Annotated in this window: 17 protein-coding genes; 11 read left to right on the top strand and 6 right to left on the bottom strand. The window is 73.7% G+C overall.

What is annotated here, in order from left to right; all coding sequences use genetic code 11:
- Window positions 1-51: 51 nt before the first annotated feature.
- Window positions 52-2,184 (bottom strand): glycoside hydrolase family 3 N-terminal domain-containing protein, encoded by a 2,133-nt coding sequence (locus tag ABZX85_RS43670; RefSeq protein ID WP_355882572.1) that lies wholly within the window; start codon window positions 2,182-2,184, stop codon window positions 52-54.
- Between the two features lie 233 nt (window positions 2,185-2,417).
- Complete coding sequence (locus ABZX85_RS43665; protein WP_355882569.1) at window positions 2,418-3,842, bottom strand: BadF/BadG/BcrA/BcrD ATPase family protein; 1,425 nt, start codon at window positions 3,840-3,842, stop codon at window positions 2,418-2,420.
- A gap of 32 nt (window positions 3,843-3,874) precedes the next feature.
- Here ABZX85_RS43665 and ABZX85_RS43660 point away from each other — a divergent pair, with 32 nt between their 5' ends.
- A complete protein-coding gene (locus ABZX85_RS43660) occupies window positions 3,875-5,173 on the top strand; it encodes a glycosyl hydrolase (protein WP_355882566.1) in 1,299 nt (432 codons plus the stop codon).
- A 17-nt stretch (window positions 5,174-5,190) separates the two neighbouring features.
- Here ABZX85_RS43660 and ABZX85_RS43655 read toward each other — a convergent pair whose 3' ends face one another.
- The 3 genes from ABZX85_RS43655 to ABZX85_RS43645 all read right to left on the bottom strand — a co-directional run bounded on the left by ABZX85_RS43655 (window position 5,191) and on the right by ABZX85_RS43645 (window position 9,495).
- Window positions 5,191-6,687: a glycoside hydrolase family 3 N-terminal domain-containing protein gene (locus tag ABZX85_RS43655; RefSeq protein ID WP_355882563.1), complete on the bottom strand. Its 1,497-nt coding sequence runs from the start codon at window positions 6,685-6,687 to the stop codon at window positions 5,191-5,193.
- 164 nt (window positions 6,688-6,851) lie between these two features.
- Window positions 6,852-7,793 (bottom strand): hypothetical protein, encoded by a 942-nt coding sequence (locus ABZX85_RS43650; protein WP_355882559.1) that lies wholly within the window; start codon window positions 7,791-7,793, stop codon window positions 6,852-6,854.
- A 256-nt stretch (window positions 7,794-8,049) separates the two neighbouring features.
- Complete coding sequence (locus tag ABZX85_RS43645) at window positions 8,050-9,495, bottom strand: alpha/beta hydrolase (protein WP_355882556.1); 1,446 nt, start codon at window positions 9,493-9,495, stop codon at window positions 8,050-8,052.
- Between the two features lie 157 nt (window positions 9,496-9,652).
- Between ABZX85_RS43645 and ABZX85_RS43640 the strand changes: the two genes are divergently transcribed.
- From ABZX85_RS43640 to ABZX85_RS43595, 10 genes are read left to right on the top strand one after another with little or no spacing between them, the layout of a single operon-like run.
- A complete protein-coding gene (locus tag ABZX85_RS43640; RefSeq protein WP_355882553.1) occupies window positions 9,653-10,903 on the top strand; it encodes an ATP-grasp domain-containing protein in 1,251 nt (416 codons plus the stop codon).
- A complete protein-coding gene (locus tag ABZX85_RS43635; protein WP_355882550.1) occupies window positions 10,900-11,706 on the top strand; it encodes a DUF364 domain-containing protein in 807 nt (268 codons plus the stop codon). Before ABZX85_RS43640 ends, ABZX85_RS43635 begins: the two co-directional genes overlap by 4 nt.
- Window positions 11,703-12,782, top strand: coding sequence for a PLP-dependent cysteine synthase family protein (locus ABZX85_RS43630; RefSeq protein ID WP_355882547.1), 1,080 nt, complete (start codon window positions 11,703-11,705; stop codon window positions 12,780-12,782). Before ABZX85_RS43635 ends, ABZX85_RS43630 begins: the two co-directional genes overlap by 4 nt.
- A complete protein-coding gene (locus ABZX85_RS43625; protein WP_355882544.1) occupies window positions 12,779-13,822 on the top strand; it encodes a dipeptide epimerase in 1,044 nt (347 codons plus the stop codon). Before ABZX85_RS43630 ends, ABZX85_RS43625 begins: the two co-directional genes overlap by 4 nt.
- Window positions 13,806-15,053, top strand: coding sequence for an MFS transporter (locus tag ABZX85_RS43620; RefSeq protein WP_355882541.1), 1,248 nt, complete (start codon window positions 13,806-13,808; stop codon window positions 15,051-15,053). Before ABZX85_RS43625 ends, ABZX85_RS43620 begins: the two co-directional genes overlap by 17 nt.
- 3 nt (window positions 15,054-15,056) lie before the next feature.
- Window positions 15,057-15,836, top strand: coding sequence for a class I SAM-dependent methyltransferase (locus tag ABZX85_RS43615; RefSeq protein WP_355882538.1), 780 nt, complete (start codon window positions 15,057-15,059; stop codon window positions 15,834-15,836).
- Window positions 15,837-15,845: 9 nt separating this feature from the next.
- Window positions 15,846-17,399 carry an ABC transporter substrate-binding protein gene (locus ABZX85_RS43610; RefSeq protein ID WP_355882535.1) on the top strand — a complete coding sequence of 518 codons (1,554 nt, stop codon included), beginning with the start codon at window positions 15,846-15,848 and terminating at the stop codon, window positions 17,397-17,399.
- Entirely contained in the window at window positions 17,396-18,349 is a 954-nt protein-coding gene (locus ABZX85_RS43605) for an ABC transporter permease (RefSeq protein ID WP_355882532.1), read from the top strand. The genes ABZX85_RS43610 and ABZX85_RS43605 overlap by 4 nt, the downstream gene beginning before the upstream one ends.
- Window positions 18,346-19,287: an ABC transporter permease gene (locus tag ABZX85_RS43600; RefSeq protein ID WP_355882529.1), complete on the top strand. Its 942-nt coding sequence runs from the start codon at window positions 18,346-18,348 to the stop codon at window positions 19,285-19,287. Before ABZX85_RS43605 ends, ABZX85_RS43600 begins: the two co-directional genes overlap by 4 nt.
- The gene (locus ABZX85_RS43595; RefSeq protein ID WP_355882526.1) at window positions 19,284-20,786 is read left to right on the top strand and encodes an ATP-binding cassette domain-containing protein; all 1,503 of its coding nucleotides are present in this window, start codon (window positions 19,284-19,286) and stop codon (window positions 20,784-20,786) included. Before ABZX85_RS43600 ends, ABZX85_RS43595 begins: the two co-directional genes overlap by 4 nt.
- 3 nt (window positions 20,787-20,789) lie before the next feature.
- Here ABZX85_RS43595 and ABZX85_RS43590 read toward each other — a convergent pair whose 3' ends face one another.
- Window positions 20,790-21,266 carry a MarR family winged helix-turn-helix transcriptional regulator gene (locus ABZX85_RS43590; RefSeq protein ID WP_355882523.1) on the bottom strand — a complete coding sequence of 159 codons (477 nt, stop codon included), beginning with the start codon at window positions 21,264-21,266 and terminating at the stop codon, window positions 20,790-20,792.
- Between the last annotated feature and the right edge of the window lie 21 nt (window positions 21,267-21,287).

Raw genomic sequence — 21,287 nt, 5'->3', positions numbered from 1 at the left:
AGGGATTTCGCGGGTCGAGCGAGCCTGGCGTCACGCTCTGTGTGGGCAAGCTCATAGCTTCAGCTGGTCGGCGCCGAGCCGTATCACGGCGGTCCGGGTCTCGCCGGGGGCCAGCTCCAGGCCCTGGAACGCCCGGAGTTCGAGCGTGCGCGGCCAGACCGGGGTGCGCAGCGGGCGGATGTAGAGCTGGACGACGCAACGGCCGGGCCTGGAGCCGGTGTTGGTGACGTCCGTGTGCACGGCCGTGCCGTCCAGGCGCGGCGCCCCGAACGCGAACGTCGTGTACGCCAGCCCGTGTCCGAAGGGGAACAGGGGTTCGGCGTCCTGGTCGACGTAGCCGCCGTACTCCGTCTCCTTGTGGTTGTAGTAGACGGGGAGCTGGGCCGCCGAGCGGGGGACGGAGAGGGGGAGCCGGCCTCGTGGTCCGGCGTGGCCGAGGAGGATCTCGGCGATCGCGTCGCCGCCCCACGGGCCCGGGTACCAGGCGGTGAGGAGGGCTCCGGCGCGTTCGGCGGCCTCCGGTACGGCGTGCGGGCGGCCCTGGACCAGGACGACGGCGGTGGGGGTGCCGGTCGCGGTGACCGCCTCCAGCAGGGCCCGCTGGGCGGGGCCCAGGCGCAGGTCCGCGAGGTCGGCGCCCTCGCCGCAGGTCATGTCGTCCCGAGGGGACAGGGCGGCGCCGTTCGCGTCGAACTCGGTGTCGGGGGTGCGGGCGCTGCTGCCGCCGAGGCACAGGACGGCGAGGTCGGACGCGGCTGCGGCGGCGACGGCCTCGGGGATGCCGGTGCGGTCGTCGCCGGTGAGGGCGCAGCCCTTCGCGTGCCGGACGTCCGTGCCGGGGGCGAGGCGGCGGAGGGCGTCGAGGACGGTCGCGCCGGTCCGCTGGGGGGCCGTGTAGTCGCCGAGCTGGTGGGCCGTGGTGGCGGCGTGGGGGCCGAGGACGGCGATGCGGCGGGTGCCGGGCGGGACGGGGAGGACGCCGTCGTTGCGCAGGAGGGTGACGCCGGCGCGGGCCACCTCGGTGCTGAGGGCGCGGCCGTCGGGGACGGGCCGCCTCGGCGTGAAGGGGTCCTCGAAGAGGCCGAGCCGGAACTTCAGCCGCAGGACCCTCGCGACGGCGCTGTCGAGGGTGGCCTCGGTGACGAGTCCCCGCTCCACCGCCGCCTCCAGGTGCGTGAAGCCCTCGTCCCAAAGGCTCAGGTCCACACCGGCGTTGAGGGCGAGCGCCCCTGCCGTCAGCTTGTCGCCGGTGATGCGGGCCAGGCGGTCCACGGCGAGGCCGTCCGCCATGACGAGGCCCTCGAACCCCCACCGGTCCCTCAACAGGCCGGTCAGGAGGGCCTTGTTGCCGGTGCAGGGGAGGCCGTCGACCTCGTTGTAGGCGGACATGACGGCCGCCGCGCCCGCGCGCACGCCCGCTCTCGCCGCCGGGAGGTGGATCTCGTGCAGCTCTCTCGGGCCGAGTTCGGTCTCGGCGGAGTTCCGGCCGCCGGTGGTGGCGCCCTGTCCCGCGAAGTGCTTGAGGACGACGGGCGCCTTGTCCGCCGCGAACCTCTCTCCCGGTGCGCCCTGCATGCCGTGGACCAGCGCCTCGGTGAGGCGGGCGGCCAGGTGGGGGTCCTCGCCGAAGCACTCCTCCGTACGGCCCCAGCGGGGGTCGCGTGCGATGTCCAGGGCGGAGACGAGCGCGATGTGCCCGCCCCTGGACCGGAGTTCGGCCGCCGCGTGCGCCGCCGCCCGCTCGTACAGCTCCGGGTCCCAGGTCGCCCCCACGCCCAGGTTCACCGGCAGGACCGTGCCGTCCAGGGCCATCAGTCCGTGCGGGACCTCCTCGACGAACAGCACGGGGATACCGAGCCGGCTCTTCGCGAGGACGTGCCGCTGCACCCGGTCCGCCAGGTCCGCGCTCGTCGCCCGGTCCGGCCCGGTGCCGTGCGCGACCCCGGACCAGGCGTCCGCCCGCATCAGGCCGTACAGCGCGCCGAGCCCCTCCCACCGGGTGGTCTCCTCGTCCAGCGCCTCCGTGAGGACGAACTCGCCGTCCGGGGCACGGTCGTAGGCGTCCCAGCCGTACATGCGCTGGTTGAGCTGGCCGACCTTCTCCCTCAGGGTCATACGCGAGAGGAGGTCGGCGACACGGGATTCGGTGGGGGCGGTGGGGTCTTGGTAGAGCGGGGTGGGCATGGGGGTCCTTCGGGCGGAGGGGGTTGGCGGGGGCTGGGGTGGGGTGGGGTTTGTGGGCTGGTTTCAGAGAGTGTGCGGGGTGGTTCGGGGGCTGTGCGGGCCGGTTTCAGAGGGAGTGCGGGCCGGTTCGGGAGCCTCGGGTACGGGGGGGCTTCCGCGTACGGTTCCGTCGTCCGCGTTCCTGGTCCGGCGGCCCCGGGTCTCCCGGCGGGGCCGCCGTGGTCGTACGGCGGTCAGTGGCCCGCCGCGATGCGGGCCAGGGCCACCGCGCCGAGTGAGCCGTCGGTGACGGGGGCGATCGTGAGGCCGAGGGGGGTGAGGAGGGCGGTGAGCGGGGGGAGGAGTGGGCCGTCGGGGGCGAGGAGGCCGCCGGTGACGACGAGGGGCTCGCCGGGGGCGGGGGCCAGGGCGGTCACCGTCTCGACCAGGGCGGCGGCTGCCTCCTGGAGGATCTGCCGGGCCACCTCGTCGCCCTCGTCGGCGGCGCGGGTGACCAGGGGGGCGTGCGCGGCGAGGTCGGTGGGGCGGCGTTCCATGACGGCGGGGAGGAGGTGGGCACGGTAGGCGGCGCGCTGGGCGAGGCTCCAGCGGGGCGGGTTCGCTGCGGGGCTGTGGCCGTGGTCGTCTCGGTGTGGGGGGTGCTGTTCGGCTGACGGCGGTGTGGGGCGGGGGGCCTCGGTGGGCGGGGGTGACGGTGTGGGGTGGTCGTCGGCGTCGTACGCGTCGTCGCCCCGGGGTTCAGCGGGCGCAGGCGTGTCACGTCCCGTGTCCGCGCCCCGGCCAGTCGGCGCGACCGGCGACGGGGCGTCCTGGGTGTTCTCCCAGCCGGCCGGCGGCAGGACGCCCTCCGGGACACCCAGGGCACGGCCGATCAGGGTGACCAGGGTCGTCGGGCCGTCCCTGCCGTCCGCCGCGCGCAGGGCCGCGCGGACCGCTCGGCGGCCGATCCAGAAGCCGCTGCCGTCGTCGCCGAGGAGCCAGCCGTCGCCGCCGGAGGTCGCGACGAGGACCCGGCCGCGTACGCGGGCGGCGACCGAGCCGGTGCCGGCGATCAGGGCGAGGCCGTCGGCGGGGTGGCCGGGGGCACCGGCGAAAGCGGCCTCGATGTCGCTGTGGATGCTGATCGGGGGGACGGGGATGCCGAGGTGGGTGAGGGCGGCGACGAGGGCGGTACGGGCGTGGCGGCGGCCGGGTTCCTCGTCGGCGGGCGGGACGGGGGCGGATGCCGACGCCGGGACAGGGGCCGATGCCGGTGTCGGTGCGGGGGCCTGTCCCGGTCTCGGTGCGGGGGCCGATGCCCGTGTCGGTCCCTGTGTCGGTGCGGGGGCCGATGCCGGGCCCGGTGTCGGGGCCGGTCCCGTTTCGGGGGCGTCCGGTGTCCCGTACCCCGCCCCCTCCTCCCCCGCCTGTACGCTCGCCGCGCCCGCGAATCCGCCCGCCACGGCCACGAGGCGCCCCGGGGCGACACCCCGGACGGCCGCCCCGATCGCCTCGATCAGATGTTCGGTGACCCGCTCGACGGGCACGGTCAGCGCGTTGCCGGGCCCGGAGACGCCCTCGCCCAGGACACGCCCGTCGCGCGCGTCGGCGAGGACCGCGCGGGTGCGGGTGCCGCCGGCGTCGACGCCGAGGACGTACGCCGGTCCGGCAGAGGCCAAGGTTTGGTTCAAATCACTATTCATCGACACCCATGGTGGTTGATACATTCGCCGCAGACAAGGTCCGAAGTGGTCCGCGACCCGAGGAGAACGCCATCAGCACGCCCCCGCCCGCCACGGAACTCCGCTTCGGCGTCAACTACACCCCACGCCGGGGCTGGTTCCACGCCTGGCACGACTTCGACGCGCAGAGCGCCCGCGAAGACCTCGCGCAGATCGCCGCGCTGGGCCTCGATCACGTCCGCGTCTTCCATCTCTGGCCCCTGCTCCAGCCGAACCGCACCTACATCCGCCCGGCCGCCGTGGACCAACTGGTCCGCCTGGTGGACCTGGCGGCGGAGGTGGACCTCGACGTCATGGTGGACGGCGTCCAGGGCCATCTGTCGAGCTTCGACTTCTACCCGGAGTGGACCCGCAGCTGGCACCACCGCAACGTCTTCACCGACGCGGAGGCGATCGAGGCCCAGGCGAACCTCCTGCGCACGCTCGGCAAGGCCCTCGCCGACCGCCCCAACCTGATCGGCCTCCAGCTCGGCAACGAGCTCAACAACCTCGTCGAGCACAACCCGGTGACCGCCGCCGAGGTCGACCACTACCTCGACACCCTCCTCGCCGCCTCCCGCGAGGGCCTCGGCCCGACCGGTCTGGTCACCCACTCCGCGTACGACGCGGCCTGGTACGGCGACGACCACCCCTTCACCCCGGAAGCCTCGGCCCGCAAGGGTGACGTCACGACCGTCCACCCCTGGGTCTTCTCCGGCGACTGCGCCCGCCGCTACGGCCCCCGCTCCCCCCAGGTCCACCACCTCGCCGAGTACGGCACGGAGTTGGCGAAGGCGTACGCCACCGACCCCGCCCGCCCCGTCTGGGTCCAGGAGACCGGCGCCCCCGAGCCTCACATCCCCGCCCCCGACGCCCCCCTCTTCGCCCGCGAGACCCTCCTCAACGCGGCGAGCTGCGCCAACCTCTGGGGCATCACGTGGTGGTGCTCCCACGACGTGGACCGCAGCCTGGCGGACTATCCCGAACTCGAATACACGCTGGGGTTGTTCGACTCGTCAGGCCGTACGAAGCCCATCGCGGAGGCGATCGAGGAGACGGTGTCCGAACTCCGCACCCTCCCCCTCACCCCGTCCCCCCGCACCACGGCCCTGATCCTGGACTGCACCCCGTCGACCCGCTCGACGTCGGGTCCTGGGGGCGCGTTCTTCGAGGAGTGGATGAGACTGCGGGCGGAGGGCGCACGACCGGCAGTGGTCCTGGCTGAACAGGCGGAGGATGCGGAGTATTTGGCGGCAAGGGGCGTAACAGAACTGATCAACGCCGAGTAAGCAGTTGCTTTTGGTTTTCAGGGGCGCGGGGCTGTATCGATCTGCGCCCCCACCACCACCTCAGCCGCAGCCCGAAGATTCACCCTCCCCCGCCCATAGGACAGCACAGCCCCCTCATCCCCCACCCCAGGCAACCCGGTGGCCACCACCACCGCATCGGGCCGAGCCGCGACCAGCCCCTCCCGCACCCACCCCTGCCACGGATACAACTCACCATCACAGGTGGCCACCACCAACGGCCTCCCCGCAGCCGACTTCAGCACCTCGTCCACCAACCCCTCCCCGTCCTCGGGCTCCCCGGCGACGACCACCCCCGCCGCCGAGGGATCGACCTCCCGCACGGCACTCACCAGACTCTCCCCACCCCAGTTCAACGCGGGATGCGGCCGGGGAAACAGATCCACGACGTACGCCCCCTCCACCCCCGCCGCCAACTCCCCCTTGCTCACAGCCCGTCGAGCGGCGGCCAACCCCACATCCCCGGCCCCGCTCTCCCCCGGCACGACAGGCACCGCGTACCTCTCGGCCAGCCTCCGCACCCGCCCGGCGGCCTCCCACACCCGCCCCTCGGACAGAGATCCCTCCCGCAGCGCACCGAGCACGGCATCCCGGCAGGCCAGCGTCGTCTCCAACTCCGGCACGGCGACGATCACTTGATCCGCCCCCGCGCCCAGCGCGAGCCGCGCCCCCGCAGCCTCCCCGTACCGGTCGGCGATCGCCTTCATCTCCAGCGCGTCACTGACGAGCACCCCGTCGAACCCCAGCTCCCCCCGCAGCAACTCCCCGATGACGTACGGGCTGAGCGTCGCCGGCAGCTCCGCGTCCAGCGCCGGAAACACCACGTGCGCGCTCATCAGCATCGGCACCCCCGCCTCGATCGCCGCCCGGAACGGCGCAAGGTCCAGCTCCCCGGCCGCCCGTGGATCGACGGCGAGTTCGTAGTGGCTGTCGGTGACGGTCCCCCCGTGCCCGGGGAAGTGCTTGGCGCAGGACGCCACCCCGCGCGCCTCGGTCGCGGAGATCCACGCCCGCAGATGCCGGGCGACGACCTCGGGGTCGGACCCGAACGCCCGGGTGCGGACGATGGGGTTCTCCCCCCGGTGCTGGAGGTCGGCGACGGGCGCGTACGACGCGCTGATCCCGAGACTCGCGAGGTGCGCGGCGAGCGCGTCCGCGCAGGCGGCGGTCAGGGCGGGGTCGTCGACGACGCCGAGGGCGAAGTTCCCGGGCACCTCGGGCGCGCCGGCGGTGACGAGGTGGCCGATGCCGCCGCCCTCGTTGTCGATGCCGATGAGCAGGTCGGGGCGGAGCCCGCGCAGGGTGCCGGTCAGTTCGCGGACCTGGTCGGCGTCGCGGATGTTACGGGTGAAGAGGATGACTCCGCCGAGCCCTCGCTCGATGAGCGCCTTGAGGTCGTCGGGCACGGTGGTGGTACCGGCGAATCCGGCGACCAGACAGCGGTGGGCGGCCTCGTCGAGGGCGGCGGGGAGGGCGGGGCTCACAAGAGGGGTCACCCCCGGAATCCTCTGGCTCACCGAACCGAAAGTCAACAGATCACCGGATTTACCCATTCACGCGTCGCGCGCGCCACCGGGCCACCGTACCCATGACGAAAGGGCCCCTCCGCCGAGGCGGAGAGGCCCTGCGCGGCCCTTCGGGGCCCTGTGACGTCAGGCGGCTACTGCGCCGCCCCCTTCTTGCGCGACCGGTTCGCGAAGAACATCGCGCCCGCGCCGATGGCGACGACGGCTGCCGCGCCCCCGGCTATCGGCCCGACCGGCGTGCTCGCACCGGTCTCGGCCAGCGGCGGCGTCGACTCGCTGGGCGAGGGGGTCGGCGTCGGCGAGGCCGGCGGGGTCCCCTTCAGCGGCGGCACCTCGGGGGTGGTGGGCGGGGTGGACTCGGAGACCGGCGTGGTGGGCGGCGCGGCCGGCGGGGTGGTCTCCCCGGCGGGCGGCGTGGTCTCCGCGGCCGGGGGCGTGCTGGGCTCCTCGGGGGTGCCCGGCGCGGACGGGGGCGGGGTGGTGCCCTCGTCCGGCACGCACTCCTTGTCGCCGCCGTTCCACGCGGCGATCAGGTAGTTCGGGGTGACGACGTTCCCGGGCTGGTAGGGCGCGGGGCCGTGGCCCTCGCCGGTGCCGCCGTCGTAGGTGACGTCGTCGCCGTAGAGGTCGATCTGGCCGTAGCAGTCGGGCGTCTTGACGCTCAGCTTCTGCCAGGTGCGGCCGTCGTCGTCCTTGCCGGCGACATCGTCCTTGCCGAGGTAGACGGAGGTCTTCTCGACGAGGGTCTGCTTGCCGGAGGTGGGCCAGCTGGGGCCCTCCGTCGTGTACTTGGCGAGCGAGACGGGGTACTTGCAGTCCGCGCCGACCTGCTGGCCCGGGGCGAGGCGGACCTCGACCTTGTCGAGGCCGGACTTCCATGCCTTGAAGCCGCCGGTGGAGGTCCATTCGCCGCCTTCGAGGCGGTACTGGATGGTGGCGGAGGAGCAGCCGGCGCCGGAGGTGGCGCTTGCCGGGGCCGCCGCGAGCAGGGGCGCGGCGGAGGCGGCGAAGGCGGTCGCCGCGAGCAGCGCCAGGCTCCTGGAACGCCGCGAGGTGGAGTACTGCGTACGGGACAAAGTGAGCCTCTGTGCAGTCGTGGTGTGGGAGGTGACTCTCGATGCGAGCGCTCGACGCGGGCGGAAGTGTCCGCGGACACGCGTGGAGGGGGTACTCGCAACGCCTCACCCGCTGCTGCGAGCGCGGTGAGGTTGGTTGAATCATGATTCACCTTCACAACTTCCGTCAATTCAGCACCACTTCCCCACACGTAAAATGGGTGCCAACCACCAGTCATCAACTCCCCCGCCCGGCCGGGGGAGTTGGCTCACCCGGTCAGTTCACCGCCGGCAGCCCCGGTCCGGCGCAGCGGACGTCGGCGGCCGGTACGTCCCCGTCCAGGAGATACGCGGCGACGGTTCCGTCGACGCAGGCGTTGCCCCGACTGGCGAACACGCCGTGCGAGTAGTCGTCGTCGAGGGTGACGATCCGCGAGCCCGGCAGGAGCCGGCGCAGGGCGTGGGCGCCCTCGGCGGGGGTGACGGGGTCGTGGGCGGAGGCGACGAGGAGCAGCGGCGGGGCGTCGGGGCTGCCGAGCGGGGTGCGGTGGGCGGGGCGGTGGTGCCAGTAGGCGCAGGCCGCCGCCTCCATGCCGGTGAGGACGGGGGCCGGGGCGAGGCCGTGCAGGTGGTGCCGGTCGGCGAGTATCCGGGCGGGGGTGGGGGCGGGGCCGTCGGCGCACTTGACGACGCGGTTGGCGGCCTCGTAGTTCCGGGAGGCCGGGCTGTCGAAGGGCGCGGGCAGGCGCAGGCCCTCGGTGGTGCCGTCGCGGAGGTGGGCGCGCAGGCCGTCGGCGAGGGGGGTCCAGCGTTCGGTGCGGCCGAGGGCGCGGTAGACGACGCGGTCGAAGGAGCCGGGGCCGTCCTCGCCCGGCGCGCTGAACCCGTCCCGCACCCGCAGGTACGCCTGCCGTACCTCCGCCGCCGCGTCCCCGAGCCCGAACCGCTGGGGATGCGCCGCGGCCCACTCGAAGAACGTCTCCCGCTGCCGCAGCAGCGCCCGCGCCTGGATCACGTCGAAGTCGTACCAGTCCCACGGTCCGACGACGCTGTCGAGCACCATCCGCCCGGTCCGGTGCGGGAACAGCGCGGTGTAGGCGGCGCCCAGGTAGCTGCCGTAGGACACCCCGAGGAAGTTCAGCGCGGGCTCCCTGAGCGCCGCGCGGATCGCGTCCATGTCGTACGCGGTCTCCTCGGTGGAGAGGTGGGGCAGGGCGTTGCCCGCGCAGTCGTCGGCGAGTGCTTTGAGGGACGCCAGGTAGGCGCGTCCTTCGAGGTCGGGCGCGGGGCTCTCGAACAGCCCGCCCATGGCCCCGCAGTCGGCGGGCGCACTGGCGCCCACCCCTCGCGGGTCGAAGCCGATGACGTCGTACGCGCGCCGCACGCTCTCGGGGAGCTTGGCGCGCTTGGTGACGGCGTAGGGGAGGCCGGAGCCGCCGGGTCCGCCGGGGTTGACGAGCAGGGCGCCGCGGCGTTCGGCGGGTGAGCCCGAGGCGGGGACGCGGGAGACGGCGATGCCGATGCGGGGGCCGTCGGGGCGGCGGTGGTCGAGCGGGACGCTCAGGGTGGCGCACTCGACGCGGTCGGGGGCGGGCGGGGCGGGGACGGTGTCGGGGCAGGGCCCGAAGCGCAGGGCGGGTTGGGGGGCGGCGGACGCCGGGGCCGGGACGGACAGGAGCGCCGTGGCGGTGAGCAGCACCGCGCAGCGCGACAGGAAGGTCAAGGGAACCCCTTCGGAGAACCATGGGAAGTCATGGACAGCCAGATGACAATGAAAATGATTATCGATAACGTGTCCACGTCACAACCGGGGCCGCCTTCCGCGAAGGCGTGCTCCGGCCTGCGCCGAGTACTGAACTCCTGTCCCTGAAAGGGGAGTCGTGGCTCATCTGTTGGTGGTCGAGAGCTGGGTCGGCTCGATGAGCAGACTGCTGCCCCGGGCGATCCGCGAGAGCGGGCACACGTTCACGTTCCTCACCCGCGACCTGCACCACTACCTGCGCGCGGCGCCCGAGGGCACGGCACACCCGCTGCTCGGCGCCCGCCACATCATCACCGCCGACACCAACGACACGGACACCCTGCTCCCCGAAGTCGCCCGCCTGCACGGCGTGTTCGGGTACGACGGGGTCGTCACGTCCTGCGACTACTACCTCCCCACGGTCGCCCGGATCGCGGCTCACCTGGGCCTCCCCGGTCCGGGCGCCGAGGCCGTGGAGAACGCCTGCCGCAAGGACGCCACCCGCCGGGTCCTGGCCGGCGCCTCGGTCCCCGGCCCGCGTTTCGCCGTCCGCACGGAGTGGTCCGAACTGGCCCGCGCCGCCCGGAAGATCGGCTACCCGCTGGTTGTGAAGCCGGTCGACCTGTGCGCCGGCATGTTCGTCCGCCGCGTCGACGACGAGAGCCAACTCGCGGACGCCTACCGCGCGTTGACGGAGTTCCCGGTCAACGCGCGCGGCCAGCGCCGCGCTCCGGCCGTGCTCCTCGAAGAGCTGCTGGACGGCCCGGAGGTGAGCGTGGAGACGGTGTCGCACGCGGGCGCGGTCCACGTCATCGGGGTGACCGACAAGAGCGTCGGCGGCGCCCCCGCGTTCATCGAGACGGGCCACATGTTCCCCGCCGCCCTCACCCCGGCCGACACGGAGGCCGCCGAGCAGACCGCGCTGGCCGCTCTCAAGGCGCTGGGCCTGGTGGACGGCGTGGTCGCGCACACCGAGGTCAAGCTGACCTCGTCGGGGCCGCGCATCGTCGAGGTCAACCCGCGCCCGGCGGGCAACCGCATCACCGAACTGGTCCGGCACGTCACCGGCATCGACCTGGCCGCCGCGTTCGTGGACGTCGCCCTGGGCCACGCCCCCGACCTGGCCCGCAAGGACACCGGCCTCGCCAGCGCCGCGATCGGCTTCGTCGTCCCCGACACCTCGGGCACCCTCGAAGCCCTCGACGGGACCGGCCTGCCCGACAGCCTTCTGGAGGTCCAACTCGCCGAGCCGGGACGGCAGGTGAAGGCGGCCGGCAGCAACAACGAGTACCTCGGCCACGTCATGGCGGGCGACCCGCACGGCCTCGGCGCCAGAACCCGCGTCGAATCGGCCCTCACCACCCTGCGTGCCGGGCTGGTGATCCGGTGACCGCCCTCACACGGACCTCGTTCGACGCGCTCCTCGACCGGGCCCTGCGCGGCGGGTCGGGCCCCGACCCGGCGGACGTCCGCGTCGCGGTAGCCTTCCGCACCCAGCAGGCCGTCCGGCACGACGGACGCGGCACCGGCTACCGCAACGAGGTCCTCAGCCTGCGCATCGGAGAGGCCGTCGGATCGTGCGCGGTCGAGCCCGGCGCCCTGCCCGAGGAGGCGCTCGACGACTGTGTCGGCGCCGACGTCGCCCAGCTCCTCCAACACCCCCTGCTCCCGGTGCGGGTGGCCGCGCTGGACGCCTACCTCATGCACGCCGGCCCGCACGGCGGCGAGCGGGTCGCGCTGCCCGCCGGGACGTCCCTGGCGAAGTCACGGGCGCGCGCCAAGGCCGTCGTCGACCTGCTCGACGTGCCCGAGGGGTCGACGGTCCTGGTCGTCGGGGTCGTCAACTCCCTGCTGGAGGCGCTGCGTTCGCGCGGGCTGCGCTATGTGGCGTGCGATCTCAAGGGCGGTACGACGGAGTGGGGCGAGCCGGTCGCACTCGACGCGTTCGCCGCCATGGAGGGCTGTGACGCGCTGCTGGTGTCCGGGATGACCCTGGGCAACGGCACGTTCGACGCGCTGCGCGAACGCGCGGGCGGACGGCCGCTGGTGATGTTCGCCCAGACCGGCAGCGCGATCCTGCCGCACTTCCTCGGGCACGGGGTGAGCGCGGTGTGCGCGGAACCGTACCCGTTCTTCTGGCTGGACGGCGGTCCCGGTGCCGTCCACCGCTACCGGGCGGGAGGCGCGCGATGACGACGACCGCCGAACGCGCCGTGGCCCGGCCGGAGTTGCTGGAGCTGCTCGGCCGTACGCCCCTCGCGCGGATCACCGCCGGTCTGCCCGGACCGCAGCCCGGGTTCTGGGCGAAGCTGGAGGGGCTCGCGGCGGGCGGGATGAAGGCGCGGGCGGCCGTGTCGATGCTGCTCGGCGCCCGGGAGAGGGGTCAACTCCGGCCGGGGGCTCCGGTCGTGGAGTCCACGTCGGGCACGCTCGGGGTGGGGCTCGCGTTCGCCGGGCAGGCGCTCGGGCATCCGGTGGTCCTCGTCGGGGACAGCGAACTGGAGCCGTCCATGCGGCAGTTGCTGCGGGCGCACGGAGTCCGGCTCGAACTCGTCGACCGTCCGGCGCCGGTCGGCGGCTGGCAGGCGGCACGCCTGGCCCGGCTGCGGGACCTGCTGTCGGTACTGCCGGACGCGTACTGGCCGGACCAGTACAACAACCCCGACAACACGGCGGGTTACGCCTCCCTGGCCGCCGAACTCGCCGTGCAGCTCGACCATCTGGACATCCTGGTGTGCAGTGTCGGTACGGGCGGCCACAGCGCCGGAGTGATCGGTCCGCTGCGCCGGCACTGGCCCGAACTCCGGCTGATCGGCGTGGACTCGACGGGCTCCACGATCTTCGGCCAACCGGCCCGGCCCCGCCTGATGCGCGGGCTGGGCAGCAGCATCCATCCGCGCAACGTCGACTACGACGCGTTCGACGAGGTCCACTGGCTGGGCCCGGTCGAGGCGGTGGACGCCTGCCGCAGGCTGGCCCGGGAGAGTTTCGTCAGCGGCGGCTGGAGCACGGGCGCGGTCGCGCGCGTCGCCGCCTGGGCGGCCCGCGTCCACCCGGGCGCGGTCGTCGCGACCGTCTTCCCCGACGGCCCCCACCGCTACCTGAACTCCGTCTTCGACGACGACTTCGCGACCGCGCACGGCCTCTCCCTCGCGACGGCCGCGACCCGCCCCGTCGAGATCCCGCACCCCACCGCCGCCGAGGCCACCGGCTGGGCCCGCTGCACCCGCGTCACCGATCCGCTGAACTCCCCGGAAAGGACCCCGTGAAGGCCACCCTGCGCACCGTCCGCCTCGACCTCACCGAGCCGCTGCGCATCTCCCGCTCCACCATGTCCGCCCGCGACGCGGTCTGGCTCACCGTCGAGGACCCCGACGGCACCCGAGGCCACGGCGAGGCCGTCAGCAGCGTCTACTACGGCCTGGACGCCGAGACCCTGACCCACCACCTGTCGTCCGTCGACCTGACCCGCTACCCGGACCCCGAAACGGCCCTGTACGACGGTGAGTCGACCGGCGCCGACACGCCCCCGGCGGTCACGGCGGCCGTCGAGTCGGCTCTGCTGGACCTCGTCGGCAAGCGGGCCGGGAAACCCGTGCACGCCCTGCTGGGCTCCCCCGCCGCGCCGGTCGCCGCGACCGCGCGGACCATCGGCATCACCACGCTCGCGAAGGCCGCCGCCGAGGCGCGGAAACTCGCGGCCTGCGGATTCCGGGTGATCAAGGTGAAGGCCGGGGCGGCCGAGGAGGCTGTCGAGCGGGTCCGGGTGATCCGCGACGCGGCACCCGAGGCACGGCTCCTGCTCGACCCCAACGGCGCCTGGAGCGCGGCGGACACGCGCCGGGTACTCCCCCGGTTGGCCGAACTCGGCGTCGAGGCCGTGGAACAGCCGGTGGCGCCCGGCGATCCCGAAGGGCTTGCGGAGCTTGCCGCTTCCTCGCCGATCCCGGTGATCGCCGACGAGGACGCCGTCCACATCGAGGACGTACGCCGGCTCGCCGGGCGCGTGCAGGGCGTGAACGTCAAGCTCGCCAAGTGCGGCGGGGTCCGAGCGGCCCTGCGGATCGCGGAGTTGATCGAGGGCAGCGGGACGGCGCTGATGCTGGGGTGTCTGACCGCGAGCAGTCTGGGGATCGCGCCCGCCGTGCATCTCGCCGACCGGGCGCGGTGGGTGGACCTGGACGGGCATCTGCTGCTGGCGCGCGATCCGTGGTCGGGGATCGGGGGCGACGACGGGTACGTCCGCACCAGCGGGCTGCCCGGGCTCGGGGTGCGGTTCGGGGGTGTGTCGCGTGCGCACGTGGCGTGAGATGCGGCGGTTCCCGCTCGCCGTCCAGCTGTTGCTGGTCAACCAGTTCGGTGTCAACACCGGGTTCTATCTGCTGATCCCCTATCTCGCGACGCACCTCGGAGAGAACCTCGGGCTGTCGGCGGCCGTCGTCGGGGTGGTCCTCGGGGTGCGGAACCTCAGCCAGCAGGGGCTGTTCATCATCGGCGGCTCGGCGTCCGACCGGCTCGGGGCGCGCGGGGTGATCATCGCCGGGTGCGCGCTGCGGACCGTCGGGTTCGCGCTGTTCGCACTCGGGGACAGCCTGCCGGTGCTGCTGGCCGCGTCGGTGCTGAGCGGGTTCGCGGGGGCGCTGTTCAACCCGGCCGTGCGGGCGTACGTCTCGCAGGAGTCCGGCGAGCGCAAGGCCGAGGCGTTCGCGCTGTTCAACGTGTTCGCGACGGCCGGGGCGCTGGTCGGGCCGCTGCTGGGGAGCGCGCTGCTGCTGGTGGACTTCCGGACGTCGGCGCTGACCGCCGCCGCGATCTTCGCGGTGCTGACGGTCGCCCAGGCGCTGGTGCTGCCCGCCCGCGAGGTCGCCCCCAGCAAGGGCACGGTCCTCGGGGACTGGCGTGAGGTGCTCGGCCAACGCGCCTTCCTGGCCTTCGCGTTGGCGATGGTCGGCATGTTCACCCTGGAGAACCAGCTGTACCTGCTGCTGCCCGACGGGGCTCGCCGGGCCACCGGCTGGGACGGGGCCGCCGGAATCGTCTTCCTGGTCGGCACGCTCGCCAACCTGGCACTGCAACTGCGGATCACCGCCGCCCTCAAGGAGCGGGGGAACAGGGCGCGTTGGATCGCCGTCGGACTCGGGGTGATGGCCGTCGGGTTCCTGCCGCCGGCCGTCGTCGCCGGGGTCTCCGACGGGCCGACAGCCCTGCGGGTCCTGCCCGTGCTCGCCGGGACGCTGCTGCTGTACCTCGGGGTGATGGTCGCCCAGCCGTTCGTCATGGAGCTGATCCCCCGGTTCGGCAGGCCCGAGCTGACCGGCACGTACTTCGGGATCTTCTACGTCGTCTCGGGCATCGCGGCGGCCGTCGGCAACGCGGTCGTCGGGTGGGCGATGGACGCCGGGGACCGGGGGGACGTGGCCTGGCTGCCGTGGGTGTGCTGCGCCGGGTTCGGGCTGCTGTCGGCGGCCGGGGTGGCGTGGCTGCACCGGCTGGGGTCGCTGCCGTCCGAGGCGCGGGCCGTCGCCGTGGCGGGGGTGTGAGCCGTGGCCAACTTCCTCAGCGACAACCCCGCCCTGTACGAGGCCCGCTTCCCCGACGCCGAACGGCTCGCCGGACGCTGGGCCGAGGACCGCCTGAGCCGGTACGACGCCGGCGCGCGCGTCCTCGACCTGGGCTGCGGCACCGGGCGCGACGCAGCGTTCCTGCACGGCGCGGGCCGTACCGTCACCGGGGCCGACCTGTCCGGGGCGATGCTGGCGCACGCGCGGGCCGTCCATCCCGGGCCGTCGTACGTCACCGCCGATCTGCACGGATTCGACCTGGGCGCGAGCGAGTTCGACGCCGTGCTCTGCCTGGACAGCGCGCTGCTGTACTGCCACACCGACGACCAGCTCGACGGCTGTCTGCGGTCGGTGCGGCGGGCGCTCGCGCCGGGTGGGCTGTTCGTCGCGGAGATGCGCAACGGGGCGTATTTCCTGGGCCGGACGGACCTGTTGGACGCGCCGGCCGTGAACTCCTTCGTCTGGGAGGGGGTTTCGTACCGGTCGACGACGACGCTCGCCGTGGACCGTACGGCTCAGCTGCTGCGCCGGGTCCGGGTCTGGGACACCGAGGACGGTCCCGTCGAACAGCGGTCCGCGTGGCGGCTGTTGTTCCCGCTGGAGCTGCGGCACCGGCTGACCTCGCACGGCTTCGAGGTGCTGGAGCTGCACGACGGGCCGGGGCCACGTACCGAACCTCCCTGGCGGGAGGGGCTGTTGCCGGGGTCCGCGGCGGATGCGGACCGGCTGCATGTGATCGCTCGACTCACTACTTCTTCTTGAGGATGTCCGATGCGTTTTTCTCTGGGCCGCCGGGGTTTTCTGGCGGCGGGGGCGGCTTCGCTGGGTGCGCTGGCGGTGAACGGGTGCGGTGACTCCGGTGGCTCCGCGGGGGGTTCCTCCGGTACTCCCGTGCGCGGGGGCCGGCTGCGGGCCGCCTTCGCGGGCGGTGGCGCGAGCGAGAACCTCGATCCGCACCTCGCGAACCTCTTCGGCGACGTCGCCCGCGCCAAGGCGCAGTACGACAAGCTGGCCGACTACGGCCCGAACCTCGCGGCCGTGCCCCGGCTCGCGGCGAAGTGGGAGCCGAACAAGACCCTCGACCGGTGGCAGGTCACCTTGCGCGAGGCCGAGTTCCACGACGGGCGGCCGGTGACCGCGCAGGACGTCCTCTACAGCTACCGGCGGATCACCGACCCGGCGAAGACGTTCCGCGCCAAGGCGTCCCTGGAGCCCATCGACCTCACCGCGAGCCGCGCGACGGGGACGCGGACCATCGAGTTCGTGCTGAAGCGGCCGACCGCCGAATTCCCCAACGTGCTCGCCGCGTTCGGGGCGTACATCGTGCCCGACAAGGCGACCGACTTCGACGCGAAGCCCGTCGGGTCGGGGCCGTTCAGGTTCGTGTCGTTCGCGCCGGGGCGCTCGGCGGTCTTCCGGCGCAACGACGCGTACTGGGAGGGCGCCCCGCACCTCGACGAGCTGGAGTTCGTCGTCGCGAACGAGGAGTCGGCGCGCGTCAACGCCCTGCTGGGCGGGCAGATCGAGTACGCGCACGAGCTGAACCCGACGACGGCCCGCGCGCACGAGGGGCACGGCCGGATCGAGATCGTGCGGCTGCGGGGCAGCGCCATGCAGGGGTTCGCGATGAAGACGGACCGGCCGCCGTTCGACGACCCCCGGGTCCGGCAGGCGTTCTTCCTCATCGCCGACCGGCAGGAACTCGTGGACGGGGCGCTGTCGGGCGCGGGCGTCGTCGGCAACGACCTGTTCGGCAAGGGGTACGAGTACTACGCGGCCGAACTCCCGCAGCGCGCCCAGGATCTGGCGAAGGCGCGGGCGCTGCTGAAGGCGGCCGGGGCCTCGGATCTCAAGGTCACGCTGGACACCTCGGAGGTCGCCGCCGGGTTCACGGAGGCCGCCGGGATCTTCCGCGACCAGGCCGCGAAGGCGGGGGTGACGGTCGAGGTGCGGGTCGGCAGCAAGGACTCGTACTGGAGCGACATCCTCGACTCCGGGGTCCTCGCCTGCTACCGCTCGGGCGCGATGCCGATCGAGGCGCACATCTCGCAGCGGCTGCTGACCGACTCGACGACGAACGCCACGCACTGGCGGCACAAGGACTTCGACGCGCTGTACCGGCAGGCTCAGTCGACGTCCGACGCGACCGAGCGGGCCGCCGTGTACGCGCGGATGCAGCGGCGGCTGTACACCGAGGGCGGGTTCCTGGTGTGGGGGTTCGCGGACTGGATCATCGGAACGGGCCGCCGGGTCAAGGGCGTCGACGCGAAGGCGCCCGCCAACACGCTGGGCTGGGCGCGGTTCGACAAGGTGTGGCTCGCGTGACCTTTCTGGGTTCCTTCGTCGTCCGGCGGCTGCTGCTCGGCGTCGTACAGACCGTGGCCGTGGTGCTGCTGGTCTTCGCGCTGGCCGAGGCGCTGCCGGGCGACGCGGCGGTCGCCCTCGCGGGCGATCAGCCCGATCCGGCGCGGATCGCGGCGATCCGGGAGGCGATGCACCTCGACGAGCCCGCCGGGCAACGGCTGCTGGGCTGGGCGGGCGGGCTGCTGCACGGGGACCTGGGCACGTCCCTGGTCTCCGGGCGGCCGGTCGCCACCTACCTCTCCGAGGGGTTCGGCCCGACCCTGCTGCTCGCGGCGCTGACGCTGCTGTTGCTGATCCCGGCCGGCTTCGGGCTCGGCGTCCTGATGGCCCGTCACGAGGGCGGTCTCGTGGACCGGTTGGCGAGTGCGGTGGCCCTCGGGGTGTACGCCGTACCGGAGTTCGCGCTCGGGGTGCTGCTCGTGACGGTGTTCGCGCTGCGGCTGGACTGGCTGCCGCCGACGGCCCTCGGGTACGGCACGGACCTGCTCGCGCGTCCGGCCGTGCTGGTGCTGCCGGTGCTCGTTCTCCTCGCCCGGCCGGTGTGTTCGCTGTCGCGGCTGGTGCGGGCGGGGATGGTCGAGGCGCTGGCGTCGCCCTATGTGGCGCAGGCCCGGCGGTACGGGGTGCCGGAGGCCCGGGTGCGGTATCTGCACGCGCTGCCCAACGCGCTCGCGCCGGCCGTGCAGCAACTGGCGCGGACCGTCGACTGGCTGGTGTGCGGGGTCGTCGTCGTGGAGGCGTTGTTCGTGATTCCGGGGCTGGGGACGGTGCTGCTGAACGCGGTGTCCGAGCGGGACGTGCCGGTGGTGCAGGGGCTGGCGGTGGTGTTCGGGGTGGTGACGGTCGTGCTGAATCTGGGGGCGGATCTGGTGGCGCACCGGTTCGTGCCCCGGGCGGAGGTGGCTGCGTGAAGGGACGGTTCGTGTCCGGGGCGGTGCTGGTCGCCGTCCCCTTGGCTCTGGCGCTTCTCGGGCCGCTGTTCGCGGGTGAACCCGGGCCACGGGGGACGTCGTTCACGCTCGGGGGCGGGCACTGGCTCGGCACCGACTTCGTGGGGCGGGACGTCGTCCGGCAGATCCTGCACGGGGGACGGCCGGTGGTGGTGACGGCGCTCGCGGCGACCGTGCTGGCGTATCTCGTCGCGCTGCCCGTGGGGTTGTGCTCGGCGCTGACGCGTCGGCGGTGGCTGGAGGAGGTGCTGATGCGGCCGTTGGACGTGCTGCTGGCGGTGCCTTCGCTGTTGCTGATCCTGCTGGTCGCGGCCGTGTTCTCGCCGGGGGCGGTGGGGCTCGCGCTGCTGGTGGCGGCGGTGAACGTGCCGGACGCGGCGCGGATCGTCCGCGCTTCGGCCGGGGAGGCGGCGTCGCGTCCGGCCGTGGAGGCGCTGCGGATGCAGGGCGAGAGCTGGTGGCGGATCGCCGTCGGGCACGTCGCGCGGTCGGGCGTACGGACGCTGGCCGCCGACGCGGGGACCCGGCTCACCGGGGTGCTGTACCTCGTCGCGACGGCCGCGTTCCTCGGGGTCGGGGTCGAGCCGGACGCGGCGGACTGGGCGGTGATGGTGGACCGGAACCGGACGGGGCTGTTCGTGCAGCCGTGGGCGGTCGTCGTACCGGCTCTGCTGATCGTCGCGTTGACGACGGGGACGAATCTGCTGTTCGACGCGGCGCTGAGCCGCAAGCCGGCGGGGGCGGGGCGTAAGGGGGCGGCTTCGGGGCACAGGGATGTGCCGGGGGGCCGTGGGAAAGCGGGGCCGGGTCGTAGGGAAGTGGCCTCGGGTCAGCGGGAAGTGGAGTCGGTCCGCGAGGGCGGGGCGCCGCTCCGGGAAGAAGGGAAGTCGTCCACATGAGTGTCGGGTCGGGGTCCGTCGTGGCCGAACTGCGGGAGCTGCGGGTGGAGATCGGGGGGCGGGCGATCGTCGACGGGGTGAGTCTGCGGGTGCCCGCCGGCCGGGTCACCGCGCTGGTCGGGGCGTCAGGCAGCGGCAAGACGACGACGGGGCTCGCGCTGCTGGGCGAGTTCCCGGCGGGCGCGGCCGTCACCGGCGAGGTCCGGGCCGCCGGCCGTGCCGGGTACGTCCCGCAGCATCCGGCGTCCGTCCTGAACCCCGCCCGCCGGGTCTCGGCGCTCCTCACGGACCTCGCCCGCACCCGGCCGCGCGCGGAGCGCCGGGGGCTGGTCCTGGGCGCGCTCTCCGACGCGCAGCTCTCCGATCCCGAGGGCCTGTTGCGCCGTTTCCCGCACCAGCTCTCCGGCGGCCAGCAGCAGCGCGTCACCCTCGCGCAGGCCCTCCTCCTCGGCGCCCAGGTCGTCGTGGCCGACGAGCCCACCACCGGGCAGGACACATTGACGAAGAGCCGCGTCGTCGACGAACTGGCCGCGCTCGCCGCCCGGGGCATCGCCGTCGTCCTCCTCAGTCACGACCTCGACGTCGTGCGCGCCCTGGCCGACGAGGTGCACGTCATGCGGGCGGGCCGGATCGTCGAGTCGGGCAGCGCGGACGGCCTCCGCCTCACCCCGCGCGACCCCTGGACCCGCGAACTCTTCGACGCGGAAAGGCCGTTCACCCCACCGGACACCGAGCCGGGCGAACCGGTCCTCCAGATCGAGAACTTGACGGCCCGTCACCGCCGCGCCCCGGTCGTCCGCATCCCCCGCCTCACCCTCCACCGAGGTGAATGCCTCGCCGTCGTGGGCCGTTCGGGCAGCGGCAAGACGACCCTGGCCCGCGCCCTGGCCGGCCTGCACCGCGCCTACGACGGCGAGGTCACCCTCGACGGCACCCCGCTCCCCCACAGCCTCCGCGACCGCACCCGCTCCCAACTCGCCGCCGTCCAGTACGTGTTCCAGGACGCGCGGGCCTCGTTCGACGAACACCGCACCATCCTCGACCAGGTGTCCCGCACGGCGATCCGCCTACGCGGCGCGACCGAGGCCGCGGCGCGGGAGGAAGCGCGAAGCACCCTCGGGGGCCTGGCCCTCACGGAACCCCTGTGGAACCGCCGCCCGGCGGCCCTGTCCGGCGGCGAACTCCAACGCGCCGCCCTGGCCCGCGCGTTGCTCGCCCGCCCGCGTGTCCTCCTGTGCGACGAGATCACCTCCGCCCTCGACCCGGTCACCCGCCGTACGATCCTCGACACCCTCACCGCCCTCCTCCGCACCCGCCCCGACCTCACCCTCCTCCTCATCACCCACGACCTCACCACCGCCGCCCTCGCCCACCGCGTCGCGGTCCTCGACGCGGGCGAACTGGTCGAGGAGGGCCCGGCGAATCAGATCCTGACCCGCCCGGCCCACCCCTTCACCACGGCCCTGACCCGGACGACGGCCCGCTTGCAGGGCACCTGAGCCTCATCCGAGCGCCCCGCCGGGGTCACCGGTGTTCTCGATCAGCCGCCGCAGCACCTTCACGGTGGTGATGTAGTCGGCGTCGTCGACGCCCTCGTGCATCCGCTCGCGGACAGCGGGGGCGTGCCGCTTGATCTCCAGACGCGCGTCCTCCCCCGCCTCGGTGATCCACAGCCGCTCCTCCCCGTCACGGGTGATCCACCTCTTGCCCAGCAGGGTCTCCGACTCGGCGGCCAGATCGTCCTCGGGCCGGAGGTAGCCGGTCATGGCCTCCCGGAGCTCCGGGACCGTCCTGCCCTGCCCGTCGGCCGAGAGGTCGTGTCGGGACAGGTGGCGCAGAATCCAGAACTGAGGCTGGGAGGTGCCGAGTTCGGCCATGTGAGAGCGGACGTGGGCGATGGTCGCCTCGTACGCGACGCCGGTCCAGTACGCGATCGGCTGCGCGGCGAGTTCGGCGTCGGTGAGGTGCTGGGTCGTCATGGCGGGACCGTACGAGCTCAA

It is taken from the genome of Streptomyces sp. NPDC004539 (genome assembly GCF_040610055.1).
Classification (GTDB): domain Bacteria; phylum Actinomycetota; class Actinomycetes; order Streptomycetales; family Streptomycetaceae; genus Streptomyces.
This window is presented reverse-complemented; position numbering and strand designations above follow the sequence as displayed.

Excerpts from the sequence above, each read along its gene's own strand:
- ABZX85_RS43670 (WP_355882572.1), bottom strand. The coding sequence starts at position 2,184 with ATGCCCACCCCGCTCTACCAAGACCCCACCGCCCCCACCGAATCCCGT.
- ABZX85_RS43660 (WP_355882566.1), top strand. The coding sequence starts at position 3,875 with ATGGTGGTTGATACATTCGCCGCAGACAAGGTCCGAAGTGGTCCGCGA.
- ABZX85_RS43630 (WP_355882547.1), top strand. The coding sequence starts at position 11,703 with ATGACGACGACCGCCGAACGCGCCGTGGCCCGGCCGGAGTTGCTGGAG.
- ABZX85_RS43610 (WP_355882535.1), top strand. The coding sequence starts at position 15,846 with ATGCGTTTTTCTCTGGGCCGCCGGGGTTTTCTGGCGGCGGGGGCGGCT.
- ABZX85_RS43595 (WP_355882526.1), top strand. The coding sequence starts at position 19,284 with ATGAGTGTCGGGTCGGGGTCCGTCGTGGCCGAACTGCGGGAGCTGCGG.
- ABZX85_RS43590 (WP_355882523.1), bottom strand. The coding sequence starts at position 21,266 with ATGACGACCCAGCACCTCACCGACGCCGAACTCGCCGCGCAGCCGATC.